General features: G+C 69.4%; 18 protein-coding genes. 15 read left to right on the forward strand and 3 right to left on the reverse strand.

Features of this window, described 5'->3' with window-relative positions:
• Positions 1 to 5: 5 nt before the first annotated feature.
• The gene (locus ITJ61_RS13335; protein WP_104244113.1) at positions 6 to 1,358 is read right to left on the reverse strand and encodes a glutamyl-tRNA reductase; all 1,353 of its coding nucleotides are present in this window, start codon (positions 1,356 to 1,358) and stop codon (positions 6 to 8) included.
• Between the two features lie 143 nt (positions 1,359 to 1,501).
• On the opposite strand from ITJ61_RS13335, the gene hemE reads away from it, so the two are divergent.
• From hemE to ITJ61_RS13395, 12 genes are all read left to right on the forward strand, one after another.
• Complete coding sequence (hemE, locus tag ITJ61_RS13340; RefSeq protein WP_258063484.1) at positions 1,502 to 2,635, forward strand: uroporphyrinogen decarboxylase; 1,134 nt, start codon at positions 1,502 to 1,504, stop codon at positions 2,633 to 2,635.
• Positions 2,632 to 4,101: a protoporphyrinogen/coproporphyrinogen oxidase gene (locus ITJ61_RS13345; RefSeq protein ID WP_194686426.1), complete on the forward strand. Its 1,470-nt coding sequence runs from the start codon at positions 2,632 to 2,634 to the stop codon at positions 4,099 to 4,101. The genes hemE and ITJ61_RS13345 overlap by 4 nt, the downstream gene beginning before the upstream one ends.
• Before the next feature lie 97 nt (positions 4,102 to 4,198).
• Positions 4,199 to 4,522 carry a hypothetical protein gene (locus ITJ61_RS13350; RefSeq protein ID WP_104244117.1) on the forward strand — a complete coding sequence of 108 codons (324 nt, stop codon included), beginning with the start codon at positions 4,199 to 4,201 and terminating at the stop codon, positions 4,520 to 4,522.
• Between the two features lie 30 nt (positions 4,523 to 4,552).
• Complete coding sequence (locus ITJ61_RS13355; RefSeq protein WP_104244119.1) at positions 4,553 to 5,014, forward strand: phage holin family protein; 462 nt, start codon at positions 4,553 to 4,555, stop codon at positions 5,012 to 5,014.
• A complete protein-coding gene (locus ITJ61_RS13360; protein ID WP_104244121.1) occupies positions 5,007 to 5,303 on the forward strand; it encodes a DUF3618 domain-containing protein in 297 nt (98 codons plus the stop codon). Before ITJ61_RS13355 ends, ITJ61_RS13360 begins: the two co-directional genes overlap by 8 nt.
• A gap of 60 nt (positions 5,304 to 5,363) precedes the next feature.
• Complete coding sequence (gene hemQ, locus ITJ61_RS13365; protein WP_104244123.1) at positions 5,364 to 6,176, forward strand: hydrogen peroxide-dependent heme synthase; 813 nt, start codon at positions 5,364 to 5,366, stop codon at positions 6,174 to 6,176.
• 89 nt (positions 6,177 to 6,265) lie between these two features.
• Positions 6,266 to 7,459: a ferrochelatase gene (locus ITJ61_RS13370; protein ID WP_323744390.1), complete on the forward strand. Its 1,194-nt coding sequence runs from the start codon at positions 6,266 to 6,268 to the stop codon at positions 7,457 to 7,459.
• The gene (gene hemC, locus ITJ61_RS13375; protein WP_258063490.1) at positions 7,456 to 8,379 is read left to right on the forward strand and encodes a hydroxymethylbilane synthase; all 924 of its coding nucleotides are present in this window, start codon (positions 7,456 to 7,458) and stop codon (positions 8,377 to 8,379) included. Before ITJ61_RS13370 ends, hemC begins: the two co-directional genes overlap by 4 nt.
• 33 nt (positions 8,380 to 8,412) lie before the next feature.
• A complete protein-coding gene (locus tag ITJ61_RS13380) occupies positions 8,413 to 9,327 on the forward strand; it encodes a uroporphyrinogen-III synthase (RefSeq protein WP_104244129.1) in 915 nt (304 codons plus the stop codon).
• 96 nt (positions 9,328 to 9,423) lie between these two features.
• A complete protein-coding gene (gene hemB / locus ITJ61_RS13385; RefSeq protein ID WP_194686428.1) occupies positions 9,424 to 10,449 on the forward strand; it encodes a porphobilinogen synthase in 1,026 nt (341 codons plus the stop codon).
• On the forward strand, positions 10,446 to 11,798 hold the full coding sequence (hemL, locus tag ITJ61_RS13390; RefSeq protein WP_194686429.1) for a glutamate-1-semialdehyde 2,1-aminomutase: 1,353 nt from the start codon (positions 10,446 to 10,448) through the stop codon (positions 11,796 to 11,798). Before hemB ends, hemL begins: the two co-directional genes overlap by 4 nt.
• Before the next feature lie 47 nt (positions 11,799 to 11,845).
• A complete protein-coding gene (locus tag ITJ61_RS13395) occupies positions 11,846 to 12,481 on the forward strand; it encodes a DedA family protein (protein ID WP_181059529.1) in 636 nt (211 codons plus the stop codon).
• A 142-nt stretch (positions 12,482 to 12,623) separates the two neighbouring features.
• Here ITJ61_RS13395 and ITJ61_RS13400 read toward each other — a convergent pair whose 3' ends face one another.
• Positions 12,624 to 13,283, reverse strand: coding sequence for an FMN-dependent NADH-azoreductase (locus ITJ61_RS13400; RefSeq protein WP_104244135.1), 660 nt, complete (start codon positions 13,281 to 13,283; stop codon positions 12,624 to 12,626).
• 80 nt (positions 13,284 to 13,363) lie between these two features.
• On the opposite strand from ITJ61_RS13400, the gene ITJ61_RS13405 reads away from it, so the two are divergent.
• Positions 13,364 to 13,711, forward strand: a complete 348-nt coding sequence (locus ITJ61_RS13405) for a winged helix-turn-helix transcriptional regulator (RefSeq protein WP_104300409.1) — start codon at positions 13,364 to 13,366, stop codon at positions 13,709 to 13,711.
• Positions 13,712 to 13,733: 22 nt separating this feature from the next.
• Here ITJ61_RS13405 and ITJ61_RS13410 read toward each other — a convergent pair whose 3' ends face one another.
• Positions 13,734 to 14,753: an acryloyl-CoA reductase gene (locus ITJ61_RS13410; RefSeq protein WP_194686430.1), complete on the reverse strand. Its 1,020-nt coding sequence runs from the start codon at positions 14,751 to 14,753 to the stop codon at positions 13,734 to 13,736.
• A gap of 109 nt (positions 14,754 to 14,862) precedes the next feature.
• Between ITJ61_RS13410 and ITJ61_RS13415 the strand changes: the two genes are divergently transcribed.
• Together ITJ61_RS13415 and ITJ61_RS13420 are read left to right on the forward strand one after the other, a co-directional pair.
• Complete coding sequence (locus ITJ61_RS13415) at positions 14,863 to 15,339, forward strand: GNAT family N-acetyltransferase (protein ID WP_104244141.1); 477 nt, start codon at positions 14,863 to 14,865, stop codon at positions 15,337 to 15,339.
• 110 nt (positions 15,340 to 15,449) lie between these two features.
• Positions 15,450 to 16,802, forward strand: coding sequence for an ABC transporter substrate-binding protein (locus ITJ61_RS13420; protein WP_104244143.1), 1,353 nt, complete (start codon positions 15,450 to 15,452; stop codon positions 16,800 to 16,802).
• Positions 16,803 to 17,039: the final 237 nt, after the last annotated feature.

Here is a 17,039-nt window from a genome sequence, read left to right on the forward strand (position 1 = left end):
GGCTGCTAGGAGGTGTGCACGGGGCACTCGAGCGCCCCGTCGTCTTCCGCCTGAGCGACGCGGGGGAGCGCGGTGGGCACGACGGGTGCCGCCGCCGGGGTCGCCGGCTTCGTCGCGGGGGTCTCGCGCTCGACGGTGATGCCGAAGAGCAGCTCGATCGCGTCGAGGTACTCGTCGCCGCGACCAGCGCGGGCGAGTTCCTTCGCGCGCACCGACGGGCTGTGCAGGAGCGTGTTCGCGAGGCGACGCAGAGCAGCCTCGGCGACGCCCGATTCGTCCTTGTTCGCGACGCGCTCGGTCTCCGCGCGCGCGATGTCGGTGATGTGCGAGCGAAGCGCTGCGATGCCCTCCGCGACGCTCGTCTCAGCCTGCTGCTCGACGAACTCGCTGGCTGCGCGGGACACGATGCAGCGAGCCTCATCGGCGGCCCCGAGCTCTTCGAGGGGAGCGTGGATGCGGATGGTCTCGAGGTCGAGCACCGAGATGCCGTCGAGGCGGCCCACGGCCGGGTCGACGTTGCGCGGCATGCCGAGGTCGATGATGAGCGTGGCCTCGGCGCATCCGGGCGCGAGTCGCGCGCCGAGCATGAGGTCGTAGTCGATGACCACCGTGTCGGCGCTCGAGCAGGTGACGACGAGGTCGGCGTTCGAGAGGTGCTCTGGCAGGTTCTGGCCGTCGATGACGAAGACGCCGTCGCGCTCGGCGAACTTGTGGGCGCGACCCGAGGGGGAGTACACGCCGACGCGGGTCACGCCGCGGTCCTGCAGGGCCTTGAGCGAGGCTGCCGCGTACGAGCCGGTGCCGACGAGCACGACCTGCGCGGTGCTCCAGTCGGCGATCTGGGATGCGGCGAGCTCGAGCGAGAGGCGCACGAGCGATCGGCCAGCGCTCTGGAGCTTCGTGCCCGACTTGATGCCACGCGATGTGGTGGACGCCGACTGGAAGAGACGCTCGAGCTGCGAGGTCGACATGCCGGCCGCACGTGATTCCTCGAGCGCGCGGCGCACCTGACCGGAGATCTCGCCCTCGCCCACGACCACGGACTCGAGGCCGCTCGAGACGGCGAAGAGGTACTCGGGCACTTGCGTGTCGTGGATGACGGCCATGTTGGCGCGGAGCGTCTCGACGGAGACGTCGAGTGCCGTCGCGATGGTCGGCATGAGCTCGGGAGCGACCGGCTGAGCCGTGTCGATGTCGAGGTAGATCTCGAAGCGGTTGCAGGTGGCGAGCACAATGGCTCCGTCGACGCCTGGGGCGTCGCGGAGCGCGGACTCAAGTCCGCCATCTTCGCGGGCCGCGAGCTTTTCAAGGACTGGGAAGCTCGCGGTGCGGTGATTGGCACTCAGACACAGCAACACGATTACTTATTGTAGAAGTTCTCCGCGTTTCCGCTTCTGAGCCATACCTTCCCTTAAACCTCTTGCGGTCCGCCAGAGCCGGGAATCCATCGTCGGATGCCCGCTGTACGGCCCCGTCCGGGCGTCGGGTGGAGAATGGGCGGGTGACCGAAACAGCTCCTGCACCCCTGCCGCTCAGCGACTCGCACCCCCTCTCCTCAGGCCTCACCGCCGATGCTCCGCTCATCCGCGCGGCACGCGGGGACCGGCCTGAGACGCTCCCGGTGTGGTTCATGCGACAGGCTGGCCGTTCGCTGCCCGAGTACCGCGAGCTGCGCAAGGGCATCGAGATGCTCGACTCCTGCCTGCGCCCGGAGCTCGCCGCGGAGATCACGCTGCAGCCCGTGCGCCGTCACGGCGTCGACGCGGCGGTCTTCTTCAGCGACATCGTGGTTCCGCTCAAGCTCATCGGCGAGGCCGTCGATATCGTTCCAGGCACAGGCCCGGTCTTCGACAACCCGGTGCGCTCCTCGCAGGAGGCACACGAGTTCGCCGCGCGCATCAGGGCCCGCATCAGCCCGGAGCTCTTCGCTCCCATCACCGAGGCCGTCTCGCTGACGGTGGCGGAGCTCGGCTCCACGCCGCTCATCGGCTTCGCCGGGGCGCCGTTCACGGTCGCCGCGTACGTCGTCGAGGGCGGCCCCTCGAAGGACCACCTCCGCACGCGCACGCTCATGCAGGCCGACCCTGAGGCGTGGGCCGACCTCTCCGGCGCGATCGCGGAGCTCTCGGCCGCGTTCCTGGAGGCGCAGGTGCGCGCGGGAGCGAGCATCGTGCAGCTCTTCGACTCGTGGGCTGGCTCGCTCAGTCGCGATCGCTACCAGAAGTCGATCGCCGCCTCGAGCGGCCTGGCGCTCGAGCGGGTACGGGCCCTGCGCACGCCGGGTGGCGAGCGGGTCCGCACGATCCACTTCGGCGTGGGCACTGCCGAGCTGCTGCCGGACATGCACGCGATCGGGGCCGACGTCATGGGGGTCGATGACCGCATCACGCTCGACGAGGCCTCGCGGCGCCTCGGCGGCGGAGTGCCGCTGCAGGGCAACGTCGACCCTGCTGTGCTCGGAGCGGGCGCCGCGGTGCTGCAGGAGCACGTGCGAGATGTCGTTCGCCGGGGGAACTCGGCGCCCGCGCACATCCTCAACCTCGGCCACGGCGTCCCGCCGTCCGCCGATCCAGCGGTGCTGACCGGCCTCGTGGAGTTCGCCCACTCGCTGCCGGACGGCGGTCGGGTCGAGTGAACCGATCGTCCCTCGGCCAGTCGACGCCCGACCTCGTCGTCGTCGGCGGGGGCATCGCGGGCATGCTCGCCGCCAGACGGGCAGCGGGCCGCGGTGCCAGCGTGGTGGTCGTCGAGGCGGGAGATCGGCTCGGCGGGATGATCTGCCGCGCAGACCTGGGCGGGCTGCCGATCGACATCGGTGCGGAGGCGTTCGCCACGCGCGGTGGCGCGTTCGCGGCCCTGCTGCACGAGCTCGGGATGCACGATGACATCGTCGAGCCGCGAGCACTGGGCTCCTGGGTCGTGACCGATGCGACTGCTGCTCCGATGCCGGCTGGGGGGATGCTCGGCATACCCGGGGAGGCGGCTCTGCGTGATGCGGAGTCCCGCGCCGCGGTGCACGCCGCGATCGGCGACGAGGGCATCGCGGAGCTCGAACGCGACCGGACGCTCGACCCGGGTGTCGGCGCCGACGCCTCCGACCTCGAGTCGCTGGTGCTCGCGCGCATGGGGCCGACGGTGCTCGGCCGGCTCGTCGCGCCGGTCACGCGGGGCGTGTACTCGCTCGACCCGGCGGAGCTCGACCACCGAGTGCTCATCCCCGGTCTCGCCGAGCGCGTCCACGAGCACGGTTCCCTGTCGGCCGCCGTCGCGGCGCTCAGGAAGAGCGCGCCCCCTGGCGCCGCAGTTCGCACCGTCGAGGGAGGCATGCACCGCGTGGTGGCGCGGCTCGAGCACGAGCTCGCTGAGCTCGGCGTCGATGTCCGGCTCTCCACTCGCGTCGCCTCAGTGCTCGAAGACGGCTCCGCCCTCGAGCAGGCCTGGCGCGTCGAGTTCGAGGGCGCTGGGTCGCTCTTCGCGAAGCGCATCCTGTCGACCGTCGCCGTGCCGCGCTCCGTCTCCGCCCGCGGTGACGACTCCGAGGGGCCATCCGGCGAGGCGGTTGCGATCGGCGGCGCTGCCGCAGTCCCCGCCGAGGTCGTCGCGCTGCTCGTGCGAGCCCCGCAGCTCGACGCTCACCCGCGAGGCACTGGCGTGCTCGTCGGCGACCCGAGTACGACCATCCGGGCGAAGGCCCTGACTCACGTCACCGCGAAATGGGCCTGGCAGGAGGCGGCAGCCGACGGGATGCACGTGCTCCGGCTCTCCTACGGTCCACACGCTCGCGGGGGCAGCGAGCCGCTCACGCATTCGCTCAGCGACGACGAGACGACCGAGCTCGCGCGCGGCGATGCCGGGCGCCTGCTCGGCACGACCATCGAGCGCGAGGACGTCATCGCGATGGCCAGGCACGTCTGGCGCATCCCGGCCCCGGCCGCGCGCATCGGACGATCCACAGAGCTCCGGGGTGCGCGGGACGAGGCGCGGCGGACGGCTGGGGTCGCGCTCGCCGGCACCTGGATCGACGGAACGGGGCTCGCGAGCGTCATCCCAGGGGTGCTGCGCGCCGTGGATGAGCTCTTCCCCGAGGACGCACAGGCTTAGCGCGAGTTGAGATGCCTCGCGGGGCTAGGCTTGCTCCGTGGCTTGATCGCGCCCGATTGACCGATCGCTGGCGTACCGGCGAACGATAGGAGTTTTCATGAAGAAGTTCGTGTTTGTGCTTGGCCTCGGTGCCGGGTACGTCCTTGGTGCTCGCGCGGGGCGCAAGCGCTACGAGCAGATCTCCTCCGTCGCGCAGACGGTGTGGGACACGAAGCTCGTCCGCTCCAAGCGCGCTGAGGTCGACGAGTTCTCCCGCAAGCTGGCTCCGAAGGTCGCCGACGCGGCCGTCAGCGGTGCGAAGCTCGTGACGGCCCAGGTCACGAAGGCGGTCAAGGACAACGGCAAGAAGAGCTCGTCCGGCAAGTCGAACCCGCCTGCTCCCTCCGGAACCGTCGGCAACCCGAGCAGCGACGCGTCCTAACCAGCACTCCCAGCAGAGAGCGACACACCCATGTCTGAGTCGTCAGAAAAGACGCCGATCCGCGGGCCCTTCCCCGGCATCGGCCGCACGAGGGCCAACCCGAAGTCACGGTCGAGCCTCGGCACGCTCGTGACCGACGTCCCCAAGCTCCTCACGAAGCTCGTGCGCGACGAGGTCGAGCAGGGCAAGCGAGAGCTCATCTCGACCGGCACGAAGTACGGCATCGCGGTCGGTCTCTTCGCCGCCGCGGCGTTCTTCGCGCTCACGCTGTGGGCTGTGCTCGTGACCGCCGCCGTCCTCGGACTCAACACGGTGTTCGCGCCGTGGCTCTCCGCGCTCATCGTGGCAGGCGCGTTCCTGCTGTTGGTCATCGTGCTCGGCCTCGCCGGCTACCTCGCGCTGAAGCGCGCGGGCAAGCTCGCGCCGGAGCGCACGATCGCCAGCGTCAAGCAGGATGTCAACGCAGTGAAGGGGCTCGGACAGTATGAGTGAGCAGAACGGCGAGGCGACTCTCGCGAAGAAGGAAGACAAGCGCAACGACGGCCAGCTGAAGGCCGACATCGAGCGCACCCGACGTGAGCTCGCGGCGACGCTCGACGCGATCGAGGTGAAGGTCGACCCGCGCATCCGCGGCCGCGAACTCCTCGAATCAACGCGTCACAGCATCCAGCGCCTGAAGGAAGACAATCCGCTCCTGCTCGCGGGCATCGCAACTGGTGCCGCGGTCGTCGTGGCCGGTGGCGTGACCGCCGCCGTTGCCCTGTACCGCCGCTCCCGCTGAGCTCGTGGTCGGCTGTGCGCCGCACCCCAAACACTCCTCGACATTTCGTAGAATAGGACCATGACCCATTCGAATGAGGTCCCGGCTTTCGCCGCCGAGCCCAACGCAACGTCCGCAGTCCCCGCAGAGCACGCATCGGCTGCTCAGCAGGGCGCCCCAGAGGCCCACCATGGCGCTGAGGAGCAGGGGGGAGGCGCGACGCTCACCGAGTACACGATGATCTCGGTCTTCCGACGAGAGACGCTCAACGAGCTCGTCCTGTCCGGGCGCGACGCCATCAAGGCCGTCGACGAACTCGACGGCATCGTCGCGGAGCTGGCGGAGAACGGCGTCAAGGTGCGCGGCTTCTACGACGTCTCCGGGTTCCGGCACGACGGCGAGCTCATGGTCTGGCTGCACGGTGAAGTGCCCGAGAGCCTGCAGTGGGGCCTGCGCCAGATCCGCCGAAGCGAGCTCATCGCGCCGCTCACGCCGTCCTGGCAGATCGTCGGGGTGCATCGCGCCGCCGAGTTCAGCGCGCGCCACATGCCGGCGTACATGCTCGGCAAGGAGCCGCGCCAGTGGGTCACCGTCTACCCGTTCGTGCGCTCCTACGAGTGGTACCTGCTGCCAGAGGACGAGCGTCGTCAGATGCTCGCCGAGCACGGCCGAGCCGGATCGGCGTACACGTCGACGCTCACCAACACCGTCGCATCCTTCGGCATCAGCGACTACGAGTGGCTCCTCGCGCTCGAGGACGACAACCTCCTCAACCTGGTCGACATGATGCGTGACCTGCGACAGACCGACGCTCGGCGCCACGTGCGCGAGGAGGTGCCGTTCTACACGGGTCGCTTCCTGCAGACCTCCGAGATCGTCGAGGTGCTGCAGTGACCGACGTCGCCGCACAGCAGACCGGTTCGAAGCCGCAGGGCCGCAAGCCCGGCCCGGCGACCTTCACCCGCGTCGAGGTCAATGCTGCCGTGAGCGCCGCCTCCGACGCCGCCAAGTTCGGCCCCGAGCACACGACCGAGCCGGTCGCCTACGACGGCATCCTGCTCGCCTCCTTCGGCGGCCCGGAAGGACAGGACGAGGTCATCCCGTTCCTGCGCAACGTCACGGCAGGCCGTGGCATCCCCGACGAGCGGCTCGAGGAGGTGGCCCACCACTACCGGCACTACGGCGGCGTGAGTCCCATCAACGAGCAGAACCGTCAGCTGAAGGCCTCCATCGAGCGGGAGCTCGAGCGGCGCGGCATCGACCTGCCCGTCTTCTGGGGCAACCGCAACTCCGAGCCGTACTTCAACGACGTGCTGCTGGACGCCCGCGAAGCGGGCTGCTCGACGCTCATCGCAGTCGCCACGAGCGCCTACTCGTCGTTCTCCAGCTGCCGTCAGTACCGCGAGGACTTCGCTGACGCGCTCGAGGACACGGGGCTCGGCGGGCAGCTCACGATCGACAAGGTGCGCGCCTTCTTCGACCACCCGGGCTTCATCGCCCCCTTCATCGAGGGTGTTCGCGACGCCGTGCTCAGCCTCGCTCGGGAAGACGCCGAACTCGACCTGGCCAACGAGGTCGAGGTGCTCTTCACGACCCACTCGGTGCCGATGGCGGACGCCGCGAACTCGGGCCCTCCTGGCGCGGGCTTCGGTGAGAGCGGCGCATACGCCGCCCAGCATCTCGCCGTCGCGGAAGTCGTGGCCCTCGCGGCCCTGCAGGAGCTCGCGGAGGACACGACCATCTCAGGCCGAGTGCCAGAGCAGCTCTCCTGGCAGCTCGTCTACCAGTCGCGCTCCGGCCCGCCCTCGCAGCCGTGGCTCGAGCCCGACATCAACGACGTCATCGCCGAGCTCCCGTCGAAGGGCGCCAAGGCGGTCGTCGTCGTGCCGATCGGCTTCGTCTCCGACCACATGGAGGTCCTCTGGGACCTCGACAACGAGGCGAAGGACTCGGCAGCGGATGCGGGACTCGCGTTCCGCCGCACTCCGACCCCCGGCATCCACGCCAAGTACGTCGAAGGGCTCGTCGACCTCGTCCTGGAGCGCCGCGACGCGCTCCCCGTCGAAGAGCGTCCTGCGATGACCTCGATCGGACCGTGGTTCGACGTGTGCCGTCCAGGGTGCTGCGCGAACAAGCGACTGGGCTTCAAGCCGGCGGTCTCCGGACTGCTGCCGTGACCCTGCGGATCGGCACGCGAGGCAGCGCGCTCGCGGTCGCGCAGACGTCGACAATGGCGCGGGAGCTCGAGCGCATCACGGGCGAGCAGACCGAGCTGGTGCGAGTGACCACGCACGGCGACGTGACGCGTGCCGCACTGTCGTCGCTCGGCGGCACCGGTGTGTTCGCGAGCGAGCTGCGGGATGCGCTGCTCGCGGGGGAGTGCGACCTCGTCGTGCATTCGCTCAAGGATCTCCCGACCGCGAAGGCTCCCGGCCTCACGGTGGCCGCGTACCCCGTGCGGGAAGATGCGCGTGACGCGCTCTGCTCGCTCGGCGGAGCCTCCGGACTCTCCCTCGCGGAGCTTCCGCACGGCGCGAAGGTCGGCACCGGTTCGCCGCGGCGCGTGGCGCAGCTCCTGACGCTTCGGCCCGACCTCGAGATCCGCGATATCCGCGGCAACGTCGAGCGTCGTCTCCGCTTCGTCACGGACGGCGAGCTCGACGCCGTCGTGCTCGCTGCTGCCGGGCTCGAGCGGCTCGGCTTCGCGGATGCGATCACCGAGCGCTTCGACCTCGCCGACTTCCCCAACGCTCCCGGTCAGGGCTGCTTGGCCATCGAGGTGCGCGACGATGACGCACCTGCGGGCGTCGCCGAACTCGACGACCGAGAAGCGCGTGCGGCGGTGCTCGTCGAACGCGGCATTCTCGCGACGCTCGAAGCCGGATGCGCGGCTCCCGTCGGCGCTGCAGCCCGGTACGCCGACGGAAAACTCGAGGCGTGGGCTACCGTGTATGCAGTAGACGGATCTTCGCGGGTCTCCAGCAGGCGTGCCGTGGAGGTCTCCGACCCCGGCGCATTCGATGCCGCCCAGGCAGAACTGGTCTCGCTCATCTCGACGGACCTCTTCGATCAGGGTGCTGTCGCGCTGATGGCCTGAACGGAGGGTCCGGACGTGAACGGAGGAACCACGATGGATGCACCGCTGAAGGGCTGGAAGATCCTCGTACCCCGTGGAGGCGTCTGGGGTGGCGACGTCGCGGAGGCTGTTCGCGCCCGTTCGGCGTTCCCCATCACGGCCCCGCTCATCAACTTCGCGAGCCCGAACGAGGACGACTCCCGGGTGCTGAGCGACAAGATCCGCCTGCTCGAGAGCGGGCACTACAACTGGATCGCGGTCACGAGCGCCACGGCTGCCGATGTCATGCACTCGCTCGGCGTGAAGGTGCCGGACCACACGCTCATCGCGGCGGTCGGCGAGACGACCGCGGCCTCGCTGACGACGGCCGGGTACCGGGTGGACTTCGTTCCCACGCACGACAACTCCGCCAAGGGGCTGCTCCTGGAGTGGGCCGAGGCGGCTCGCCGCCAGCCGCCCATCTCGGTGCTGTGGCTGCGCTCGGAGGTCGCTCGACCGACGCTCGCGGAAGGGCTCGCCAGGCGCGGCCACCTCGTCGACTCGGTCGTCGCGTACCGCACGGTGGGTGTGCCGGCGGCGGAGAGCATCCAGTACGACATCCGCAACAGCCGGATCCGAGCGATCCTCGTGACGAGCGGCTCCGTGGCGGAGCAGGTGCACAAGCAGTTCTCGCCGATCCCTGATGAGATCTACATCGCCGCGATCGGCCCCCGGACCGCGAAGGACGCCAGGCAGCTGGGTCTCCGCGTCGACGTCGTCGCCAAGCAGCGCTCGGTCGCATCGCTGCTCGACGGCCTCGAGTGGCTTGCGAGCGGCAGCGACATGCCGGTGACCGAGGCCATCGATCTGAAGGCGCTTCGCGCGTTCGAGGCGAGCGAGCTGCAGGCCGAGCACGACAGTCGACCGGTGCCGAAGGAAGACATCCCTGCCCTCGACGAGGGACGCGGTCAAGCCCCCAATGACCGCTGAGTTCGCCGCCTGCTGGGCGGATCGGACCCACATGCCGACAAGCCGGGCCGCGTCCGCGACCGTCGGCGCAGAACTCCTGAGGAAGGACACGATCGCATGATCTCCCCGAGCCGCAGGCCTCGTCGCCTGCGCCAGAGCGACGCCGTGCGCCGCCAGGTCCGCGAGGTGCGCGTGCACCCGAACGACCTCATCCTGCCGCTGTTCGTCCGCGAGGGCGTGAGCGAGCCGATCGCGATCTCGTCGATGCCCGGCGTGCAGCAGCACTCGCTCGACTCGCTGCGCCGCGCGGTCGAGGAGGCGGCGACGCTCGGAGTCGGCGGGGTGATGCTCTTCGGCGTGCCGGAGACTCGCGACGCCGTGGGCTCGGGCGCGACCGATCCGAACGGCATCCTCAACGTCGCGGCCCGCAAGCTCGCGGAGGAATTCGGCGAGGACATCGTCGTGCAGACCGACCTCTGCCTCGACGAGTTCACCGACCACGGCCACTGCGGCGTGCTGGATGCGGCCGGTCGTGTCGACAACGACGCGACGCTCGAGCGGTACGACGCGATGGCGATCGCCCAAGCCGACTCCGGTGCTGCGATGCTCGGGATGTCGGGGATGATGGACGGCCAGGTCGCGAGTGCGAGGGCCGCCCTCGACGCAGCCGGGCACACCGACGTCGCGATCGTCGCCTACTCCGCGAAGTACGCGTCGGCGTTCTACGGCCCGTTCCGGGAGGCTGTGGACTCGCAGCTCCAGGGAGACCGTCGCACCTACCAGCTCGACCCGGCCAACCGCCGCGAGGGCATGCGGGAGGCGCTCATCGACATCGATGAGGGCGCCGACGTCGTCATGGTGAAGCCGGCTGGCTCGTACCTCGACGTGCTCGCCGATGTCGCCGCGGAGTCGATCGTTCCCGTGTGGGCCTACCAGGTCAGCGGCGAGTACGCCATGATCGAGGCCGCCGCGGCGAACGGCTGGATCGACCGCGATCGCGCGATCGCGGAGTCCATCACGTCGATTCGACGCGCTGGCGCGGATGCCGTGCTGACCTACTACGCGAATGAGCTCGCGCGCACCCTGGCGTCGCAGTCGGGCACGCCAGTGTCGGCGGCCCATGGCAGAGTGGATGCACGATGAACCACGACGTCTCCGCCTCGCTCTTCGCCCGCTCGCTCGAGGTCACGCCCGGGGGTGTGAACTCGCCGGTCCGCGCGTACGGCTCGGTTGGGGGCACGCCTCCCTTCGCTGCCTCCGCGACGGGTCCGTACCTGACCGACGTCGACGGCAACGAGTACGTCGACCTCGTCAGCGGGTGGGGCCCCATGCTGCTCGGGCACGCGCATCCCGCCGTCGTCGAGGCAGTCCAAGACGCGGCGGCTCGCGGGCTCTCGTTCGGAGCCCCCACCCCGGCCGAGACGCTGCTCGCGGAGCTCGTCGTCGATCGCATCGCCCCCATTGAGCAGGTGCGCCTCGTCTCCACGGGAACCGAGGCGACCATGACGGCCCTGCGGCTCGCACGCGGCTACACGGGCCGCGACCTCATCGTGAAGTTCGCGGGCTGCTATCACGGCCACTCCGACGGCCTCCTCGCGGCGGCGGGCTCGGGCCTCGCCACGCTCGCGCTCCCGGGCTCTGCCGGTGTGCCGGAAGCCATCACCTCGCAGACCATCGTCGTCCCGTTCAACGACCTCGACGCCGTGCGCGCCGCGTTCGCCGAGCATCCCGGCGAGATCGCCGCTGTCATCACCGAGGCGTCACCCGCGAACATGGGCGTCGTCCCTCCCGAGCCTGGCTTCAACCGCGAGCTCGCCCAGCTGTGCTCGTCCGAGGGTGCCCTGCTCGTCTGCGACGAGGTGCTCACCGGGTTCCGCACCGGGCCAGCAGGCTGGTGGGGCGAGGAGCAGAAGACCGAGTCCTCGAGCGGATGGCAGGCCGACCTGTACACGTTCGGCAAGGTCATCGGCGGCGGCATGCCCGTCGCGGCCCTGGGCGGTCCGCGCGAGATCATGAGCCACCTCGCCCCGCAGGGCCCCGTCTACCAGGCTGGCACGCTCTCGGGGAACCCCGTCGCGGTCGCCGCCGGCATCGCGACGCTCTCGCACGCCGACGCCGCCGTCTACGCTCGCGTCGACGCGGCTGCCGAGCGCATCCGCACCGCGACCTCCGAGGCGCTCACCGCCGCGGGCGTCGCCCACTCGGTGCAGAACGTCGGCAACCTCTTCAGTTTCACCTTCGGCGATGGCGCGGCGCTCGGCTGGACCGGAACCGGCGGCGGGCCGCGGAACGAGGACGAGGTCAAGCGCCAGGAGGCCTGGCGCTACCCGCCGTTCTTCGCCGCGATGCTCGACGCCGGTGTCAACCTGCCGCCGAGCGTCTTCGAGGCCTGGTTCGTCTCGGCTGCCCACGACGATGCGGCCATCGACCGCGTCCTCGCGGCGCTCCCCGCAGCAGCCCGGGCCGCGGCCAACGCCTCGGCACCCGAGTAGGGCCGCGTTGGAACGCCGAGCCGTCGACGAAAGGGCCTAGAAGCCACGTGGAGGAACTCACCAACTGGGTGCTCGACCTGAGGGGCTCCGGCTGGAGCTTCGCGGTCGTGGCGCTCGTGCTGCTCGTCGGCGGCGTCGTCACCTTCCTGCCGAGTCAATCGCTGGTCGTGGCGATCTCCGCCCTCACCGCCGGAGATCAGGGGTGGACAGCCCTCATCAACCTCTTCGGACTCTTCGCGTTCTGCGTCGTCGGCATGGTGCTCGGCGACATCGGCACGTACTGGCTCGCCAGGGGCGTCGGGTTCGGCAAGTGGAGCTGGATGAACGGGCGCCGGCTCACCGCCGTGCGCACGCGAGTCGGCGATCAGCTGAAGACCCGTCCGAAGTGGGTCATGGTCACCGTGCGGCTGCTGCCGCTTGGGCGCATCGCGACGGTGCTCGCCGCATCCGACGCCCGGATGCCGATGCCCACCTTCCTTCCGCTTTCTGTGCTCGCGAGTGCCGTGTGGGTTGGCTACGCGGTGGTGATCGGCGCTGTGTTCGGCTCGTTCAGCACGGACAACCCGCTGCTCATGATGGTGCTCGCCGTGGTCACGGCCATCGCTCTTGGCCTTCTCGCGCAGGTGGTCAACGGCTGGTTCGAGAAGCTCACCGACCGCCGGAAGGCCGACGTCGCAAGCTAGGGCACCCCGCCCACGGAGTCGGAGAGTCTGCGGGATGCAGAACGCGCTTCGCTGAGAGGCGTTCCCCTCGAGGAAGCGAGTTCCGTATCCCGAGACTGCCCGGCTGTCGACGGTCGGAGCGGTGGAGCTGGGCTCCGCCTGCCTACGCGGCGTCGGTCTTGCCGCGGAGCTCGGCGAGCTCGCGGCCGGACTCCGCCGCCTTCGTCTCGGCTTCGGACTTGAGGTCGGCGGCGAGGTCGGCGAACTGGTCGAGTGCCGGGTTGACGCCCACGAGCGTGAAGGGACGCTGCACGACGCGGAGGTCGAGGCCCCAGGCGTCCTGGAGCAGACGGGTCAGGTACGGCGTGGAGTGGTCCCAGCCTTCCTTCGGGGTGCCCTCGTCGTAGTTGCCACCGAGGACGGTCGCGAGGGTTGCGGGCTTCCCGGCGAGCGTCGTGCTTCCAGCGTTGGTGCGCGGGTCGGTGTAGGCGAGGTCGAACCAGAGCTTGAAGTGCTGCGAGATGCCGTAGTTGTAGAGCGGCACGGTGAAGAGCAGGGCGTCGGCCGCGATGATCTCGTCGGCCAGCTGCGCTGCGAGGGCGACGGCGGCGCGCTGCTCCTCGGTGCGGTCGTCCTCGGGCGTGAAGCCAGCGTAGACGGCGTTCTGCCAGGCGTCGGCGGGGATGGGCGACTCGATGAGGTTGCGGCGTGTGACGACCGAGTCGGGGTGTGCCTGGGTCCACTCGGCCTCGACGAGGTCGCCGAGCGCGCGGCTGGCGGAGGTGGCGGGGAGCAGGCTGGCATCGATACGGAGAAGGGACATGCGGGGCTCCTTGAAATTTCACAGAGTCGCTATGAAAACCAGAGCGACTCTTTGCAGATTAGCACGGGTACACTGGCGGCATGGCAGAGAAAGCGCAGGAGCACGGCGCCGCGGAATGCGACGGCGCCATCTCGCTCGCCTTCACGCTGCTGGGCAAGCGCTGGAACGGCATGATCATCGATGTGCTCGGCTCGCAGCCCCTCACCTTCGTCGCCCTGCGCCGCGCGGTGACGGGCATCAGCGACGCGGTCCTCTCCGACCGCCTGACCGAGCTCGCCGGGGCCGGACTCGTCGCGCGCACCGTCAACGACGGCCCGCCGATCTCGGTCAGCTACGAGCTCACGACGGCAGGTCAGCGCCTCATTCCGGTGCTCAAGCAGCTCGGCACGTGGGCTTCGGAGAACCTCGAGCACGCCCCGCTGGCCTGATCCAGCGTCAGTCGCCCTCCAATCAGGCGTCACCCCGCACGCGCACGACCGTTCGCCCGCGCACCGCCCCATCGAGGATGGGCTGCGCGACCTCGATCGCCTCCTCGAGGGCGACGACCTCGGTCATCGACTCGAGCAGTTCGCTGTCGAGCTCGAGGAGCCTGTTCCAGGCCTCGGCCCGCACCTCCAGGCTCTGCACGACCGAGTTGATGCCGCGCAGCGTCACGCCGCGCAGGATGAACGGCAGGACCGTCGTCGGCAGGTCGGTACCCTGCGCCAGCCCGCACGCCGTCACCAGCCCTTCTCGTCTCGTCTGCGCGATCACGTTCGCGAGGGTCGTCGAGCCGACCGCGTCGATGGCCCCGGCCCAGCGCTCCGTCTGCAGTCCCTTGCCCGGCGCATCGGAGAGCACGTGCCGGTCGATGATCTCGGCCGCGCCGAGGCGGCGCAGGTAGTCACCCTCCTCGTCACCGCGGCCAGTGGATGCGACGACCCGGTAGCCGAGTCCCGCCAGCAGGGCGATCGCCACGCTGCCGACGCCACCCGCCGCACCCGTCACGAGCACATCGCCGTCGCCGGGCGCGACCTGCTTCTCGAGCGCCAGCACCGACAGCATCGCCGTGTACCCGGCAGTGCCGATGGCGGCCCCCTGCAAGAGGGACATCTCCTCGGGTAGGTGGATGAGCGACTCGTCGTCGACGAGGCACAGCTCGGCGAGGCCGCCGTGCCTGCTCTCGCCGAGCCCCGCACCGTTCAGCACGACGCGGTCGCCTGGCACGAAGTTCGGCGTGCGCGACTCCCGAACGACGCCGACGACGTCGATGCCCGGGACGAGCACATCCGCTCGACTCACGCCGGGCCTGCCGGCGAGCAGCAGGGCGTCCTTGTAGTTGAGGCTCGAGTAGGCCACGTCGACGAGCACCTGGCCGCGATGGAGGCGGCCGTCGCCGAACAGCTCGTCGCCGAGCTCATCGAACGCGACGTCGATGCGAGGCTTCCCCGCGTCGTCGGTGGACTTCGTCGTCAGGTATCCGCGAACCATGGCGCCATCGTAGGGGGCGCGGATCAGAGCTCCCCAGCATCCGCTGCACGGAGCCGACCGCATGCCGCTCGCTGCTCTGCTGCGCTGCCGCTCTGCAAGACTGGCTGGCATGATCACGGTCCGCACCTTCACCGAACTCAGTGCCGCCGAGCTCTGGGGCATCCTGCACCTGCGCTCGAGCATCTTCGTCGTCGAGCAGGACTGCGTGTACCTCGACCCGGACACGGCCGACTTCGCCGACGGCACCCTGCATGCGTTCATCGGCGACGACCCCCTCTACCCGCACAGCTACGCGAGACTCCTCCCCATCGGCTGGCCGGACGAGCACCTGCCGACGCACCTGTCACGCCCCATCGGCAGGGTCGTGACGGCCGAGAGCTCCCGCGGCCTCGGATACTCGGCTCAGATCATCCGCCACCTCGTCGAGATCGCCGAGAGTGAAGGCCTCTCGACCTCCCTCAACGGGCAGGCCCACCTCGAATCCTGGTATGCGAGATTCGGGTTCGAACGATGCGGTGAGAACTTCATGGAGGACGACATTCCCCACGTGCCGATGGTGAAATACACATCGAGCCCTGACTCATGATTTACTCGCTCGTAACAAGCATGAATCAGTTAGTCGCAGTGCCGCGGCTAGCTTGAGATCCGGGCGCCGCTGCGCGGCGCTCGCTCTCTGCTTACGTATAAAGGAGCACCATGAGTAACTTTGCCAAGTCGTCTCCCTCCAGGAAGTTGCGCATCACCACAGGAATCGCCGCCATGAGCGTCGGCGTCTTCATGCTGGCTGCGTGCTCGTCGACGACCGAAGGTGGCAGTCCAGATGCGGAGGGCGATGCTGCCGCTGCCGTCTGTGGGCCCGACACGGCTGCATCCGTAGCCGACGTCACGCCCGTCGACGCACCGACCGCTCAGGAGCGCTCCGAGGCGCTCAAGATCGGCTCGCTGCTTCCGCAGACTGGAACCCTCGCCTTCCTCGGCCCGCCCGAGATCGCGGGTGTCGACCTCGCAGTCGCCGAGATCAACGCCTCGCCGTCCGGTGTGCTCGGCGGCAACATCACCGTCGTCCACCGTGACTCGGGCGACACGTCGACCGACATCGCGACGCAGTCGGTCACCGACCTGCTGAGCCAGAACGTGTCCGCCATCGTCGGCGCGGCATCCTCGGGCGTCTCGATGACGGTCATCGACCAGATCACCGGTGCAGGCGTCGTGCAGATCTCGCCGGCGAACACCTCGGCCGAGTTCTCCACCTACGCCGACAACGGCTTCTACTTCCGCACGGCCCCCTCGGACATCCTCCAGGGACGCGTCAACGGAAACACGATCGTCAACGACGGCAACGCATCCGTCGGCATCATCTACCTGAATGACGCCTACGGCTCGGGCCTCTCCGAGAGCATCACCACAGCAGTCGAGGCTGCTGGCGGCGAGGTCGTCGCGTCTGAAGCCTTCAACGAGGGCGACAGCCAGTTCTCCGCACAGATCGACGCCGTCACGGCCGCCGACCCCGACGCGATCGCGCTCGTCGCGTTCGACCAGACGGCGACCATCGTTCCGCAGCTCATCGGCACCAAGGGCTTCCCCGCCGACAAGCTCTACATGGTGGACGGCAACATGGCCGACTACTCCGCTGACTTCGAAGAGGGCACGCTGAACTGCGCCAAGGGCACCATCCCCGGTGTCGTCGCCTCCGACGACTTCCGCGCCCAGCTGCTCGGTATCGACCCGGACCTGAAGGACTTCACGTACGGCGCTGAGTCGTACGACGCGGTCATCCTGGCAGCCCTCGCCGCACAGGCCGGCGGTGCCGCTGACCCGGCGACGATCAAGGACAACATGCAGAAGGTTTCTGTAGAGGGTGAGAAGTGCACCACCTACGCCGACTGCGTCGCGCTCCTCGAAGCTGGAACCGACATCGACTACGACGGCGTCTCCGGACCGATCTCGTTCGACGAGAACGGCGACCCGTCAGAGGCCACGATCGGCATCTACCAGTACGGCAACGGCAACACCTACTCCAACATCGGAGAAGAGGCTGGCCAGCTCTAAGCTGACCCGCTGAGCGAAGGGCCCGGGATGCACGCATCCCGGGCCCTTTTGTGTGCCCTGGCGGGGCTGGGCTTGGCCCTATCGCATGCCCGAGCCGAGCATCCGCCCGCCCCGCTGCCGTCCTCTCCCTCCCCCCTGCACCCCCCCCGCAAGCAGCCAACGCTGCCCGACGTTTCCCCCTCTGCGGGCCGTCGCAGCGGGGGAAACGCCGGGCAGCGTTTACCTCCCTCCGGGGAG

Source organism: Pseudoclavibacter sp. VKM Ac-2888 (assembly GCF_015351285.1).
GTDB lineage: Bacteria > Actinomycetota > Actinomycetes > Actinomycetales > Microbacteriaceae > Pseudoclavibacter.

Excerpts from the sequence above, each read along its gene's own strand:
- ITJ61_RS13360 (WP_104244121.1), top strand. The coding sequence starts at position 5,007 with ATGAGTGAGCAGAACGGCGAGGCGACTCTCGCGAAGAAGGAAGACAAG.
- ITJ61_RS13355 (WP_104244119.1), top strand. The coding sequence starts at position 4,553 with ATGTCTGAGTCGTCAGAAAAGACGCCGATCCGCGGGCCCTTCCCCGGC.
- hemB (WP_194686428.1), top strand. The coding sequence starts at position 9,424 with ATGATCTCCCCGAGCCGCAGGCCTCGTCGCCTGCGCCAGAGCGACGCC.
- ITJ61_RS13400 (WP_104244135.1), bottom strand. The coding sequence starts at position 13,283 with ATGTCCCTTCTCCGTATCGATGCCAGCCTGCTCCCCGCCACCTCCGCC.
- ITJ61_RS13420 (WP_104244143.1), top strand. The coding sequence starts at position 15,450 with ATGAGTAACTTTGCCAAGTCGTCTCCCTCCAGGAAGTTGCGCATCACC.
- hemQ (WP_104244123.1), top strand. The coding sequence starts at position 5,364 with ATGACCCATTCGAATGAGGTCCCGGCTTTCGCCGCCGAGCCCAACGCA.
- hemL (WP_194686429.1), top strand. The coding sequence starts at position 10,446 with ATGAACCACGACGTCTCCGCCTCGCTCTTCGCCCGCTCGCTCGAGGTC.
- ITJ61_RS13405 (WP_104300409.1), top strand. The coding sequence starts at position 13,364 with ATGGCAGAGAAAGCGCAGGAGCACGGCGCCGCGGAATGCGACGGCGCC.
- ITJ61_RS13380 (WP_104244129.1), top strand. The coding sequence starts at position 8,413 with ATGGATGCACCGCTGAAGGGCTGGAAGATCCTCGTACCCCGTGGAGGC.
- ITJ61_RS13350 (WP_104244117.1), top strand. The coding sequence starts at position 4,199 with ATGAAGAAGTTCGTGTTTGTGCTTGGCCTCGGTGCCGGGTACGTCCTT.
- ITJ61_RS13410 (WP_194686430.1), bottom strand. The coding sequence starts at position 14,753 with ATGGTTCGCGGATACCTGACGACGAAGTCCACCGACGACGCGGGGAAG.
- ITJ61_RS13415 (WP_104244141.1), top strand. The coding sequence starts at position 14,863 with ATGATCACGGTCCGCACCTTCACCGAACTCAGTGCCGCCGAGCTCTGG.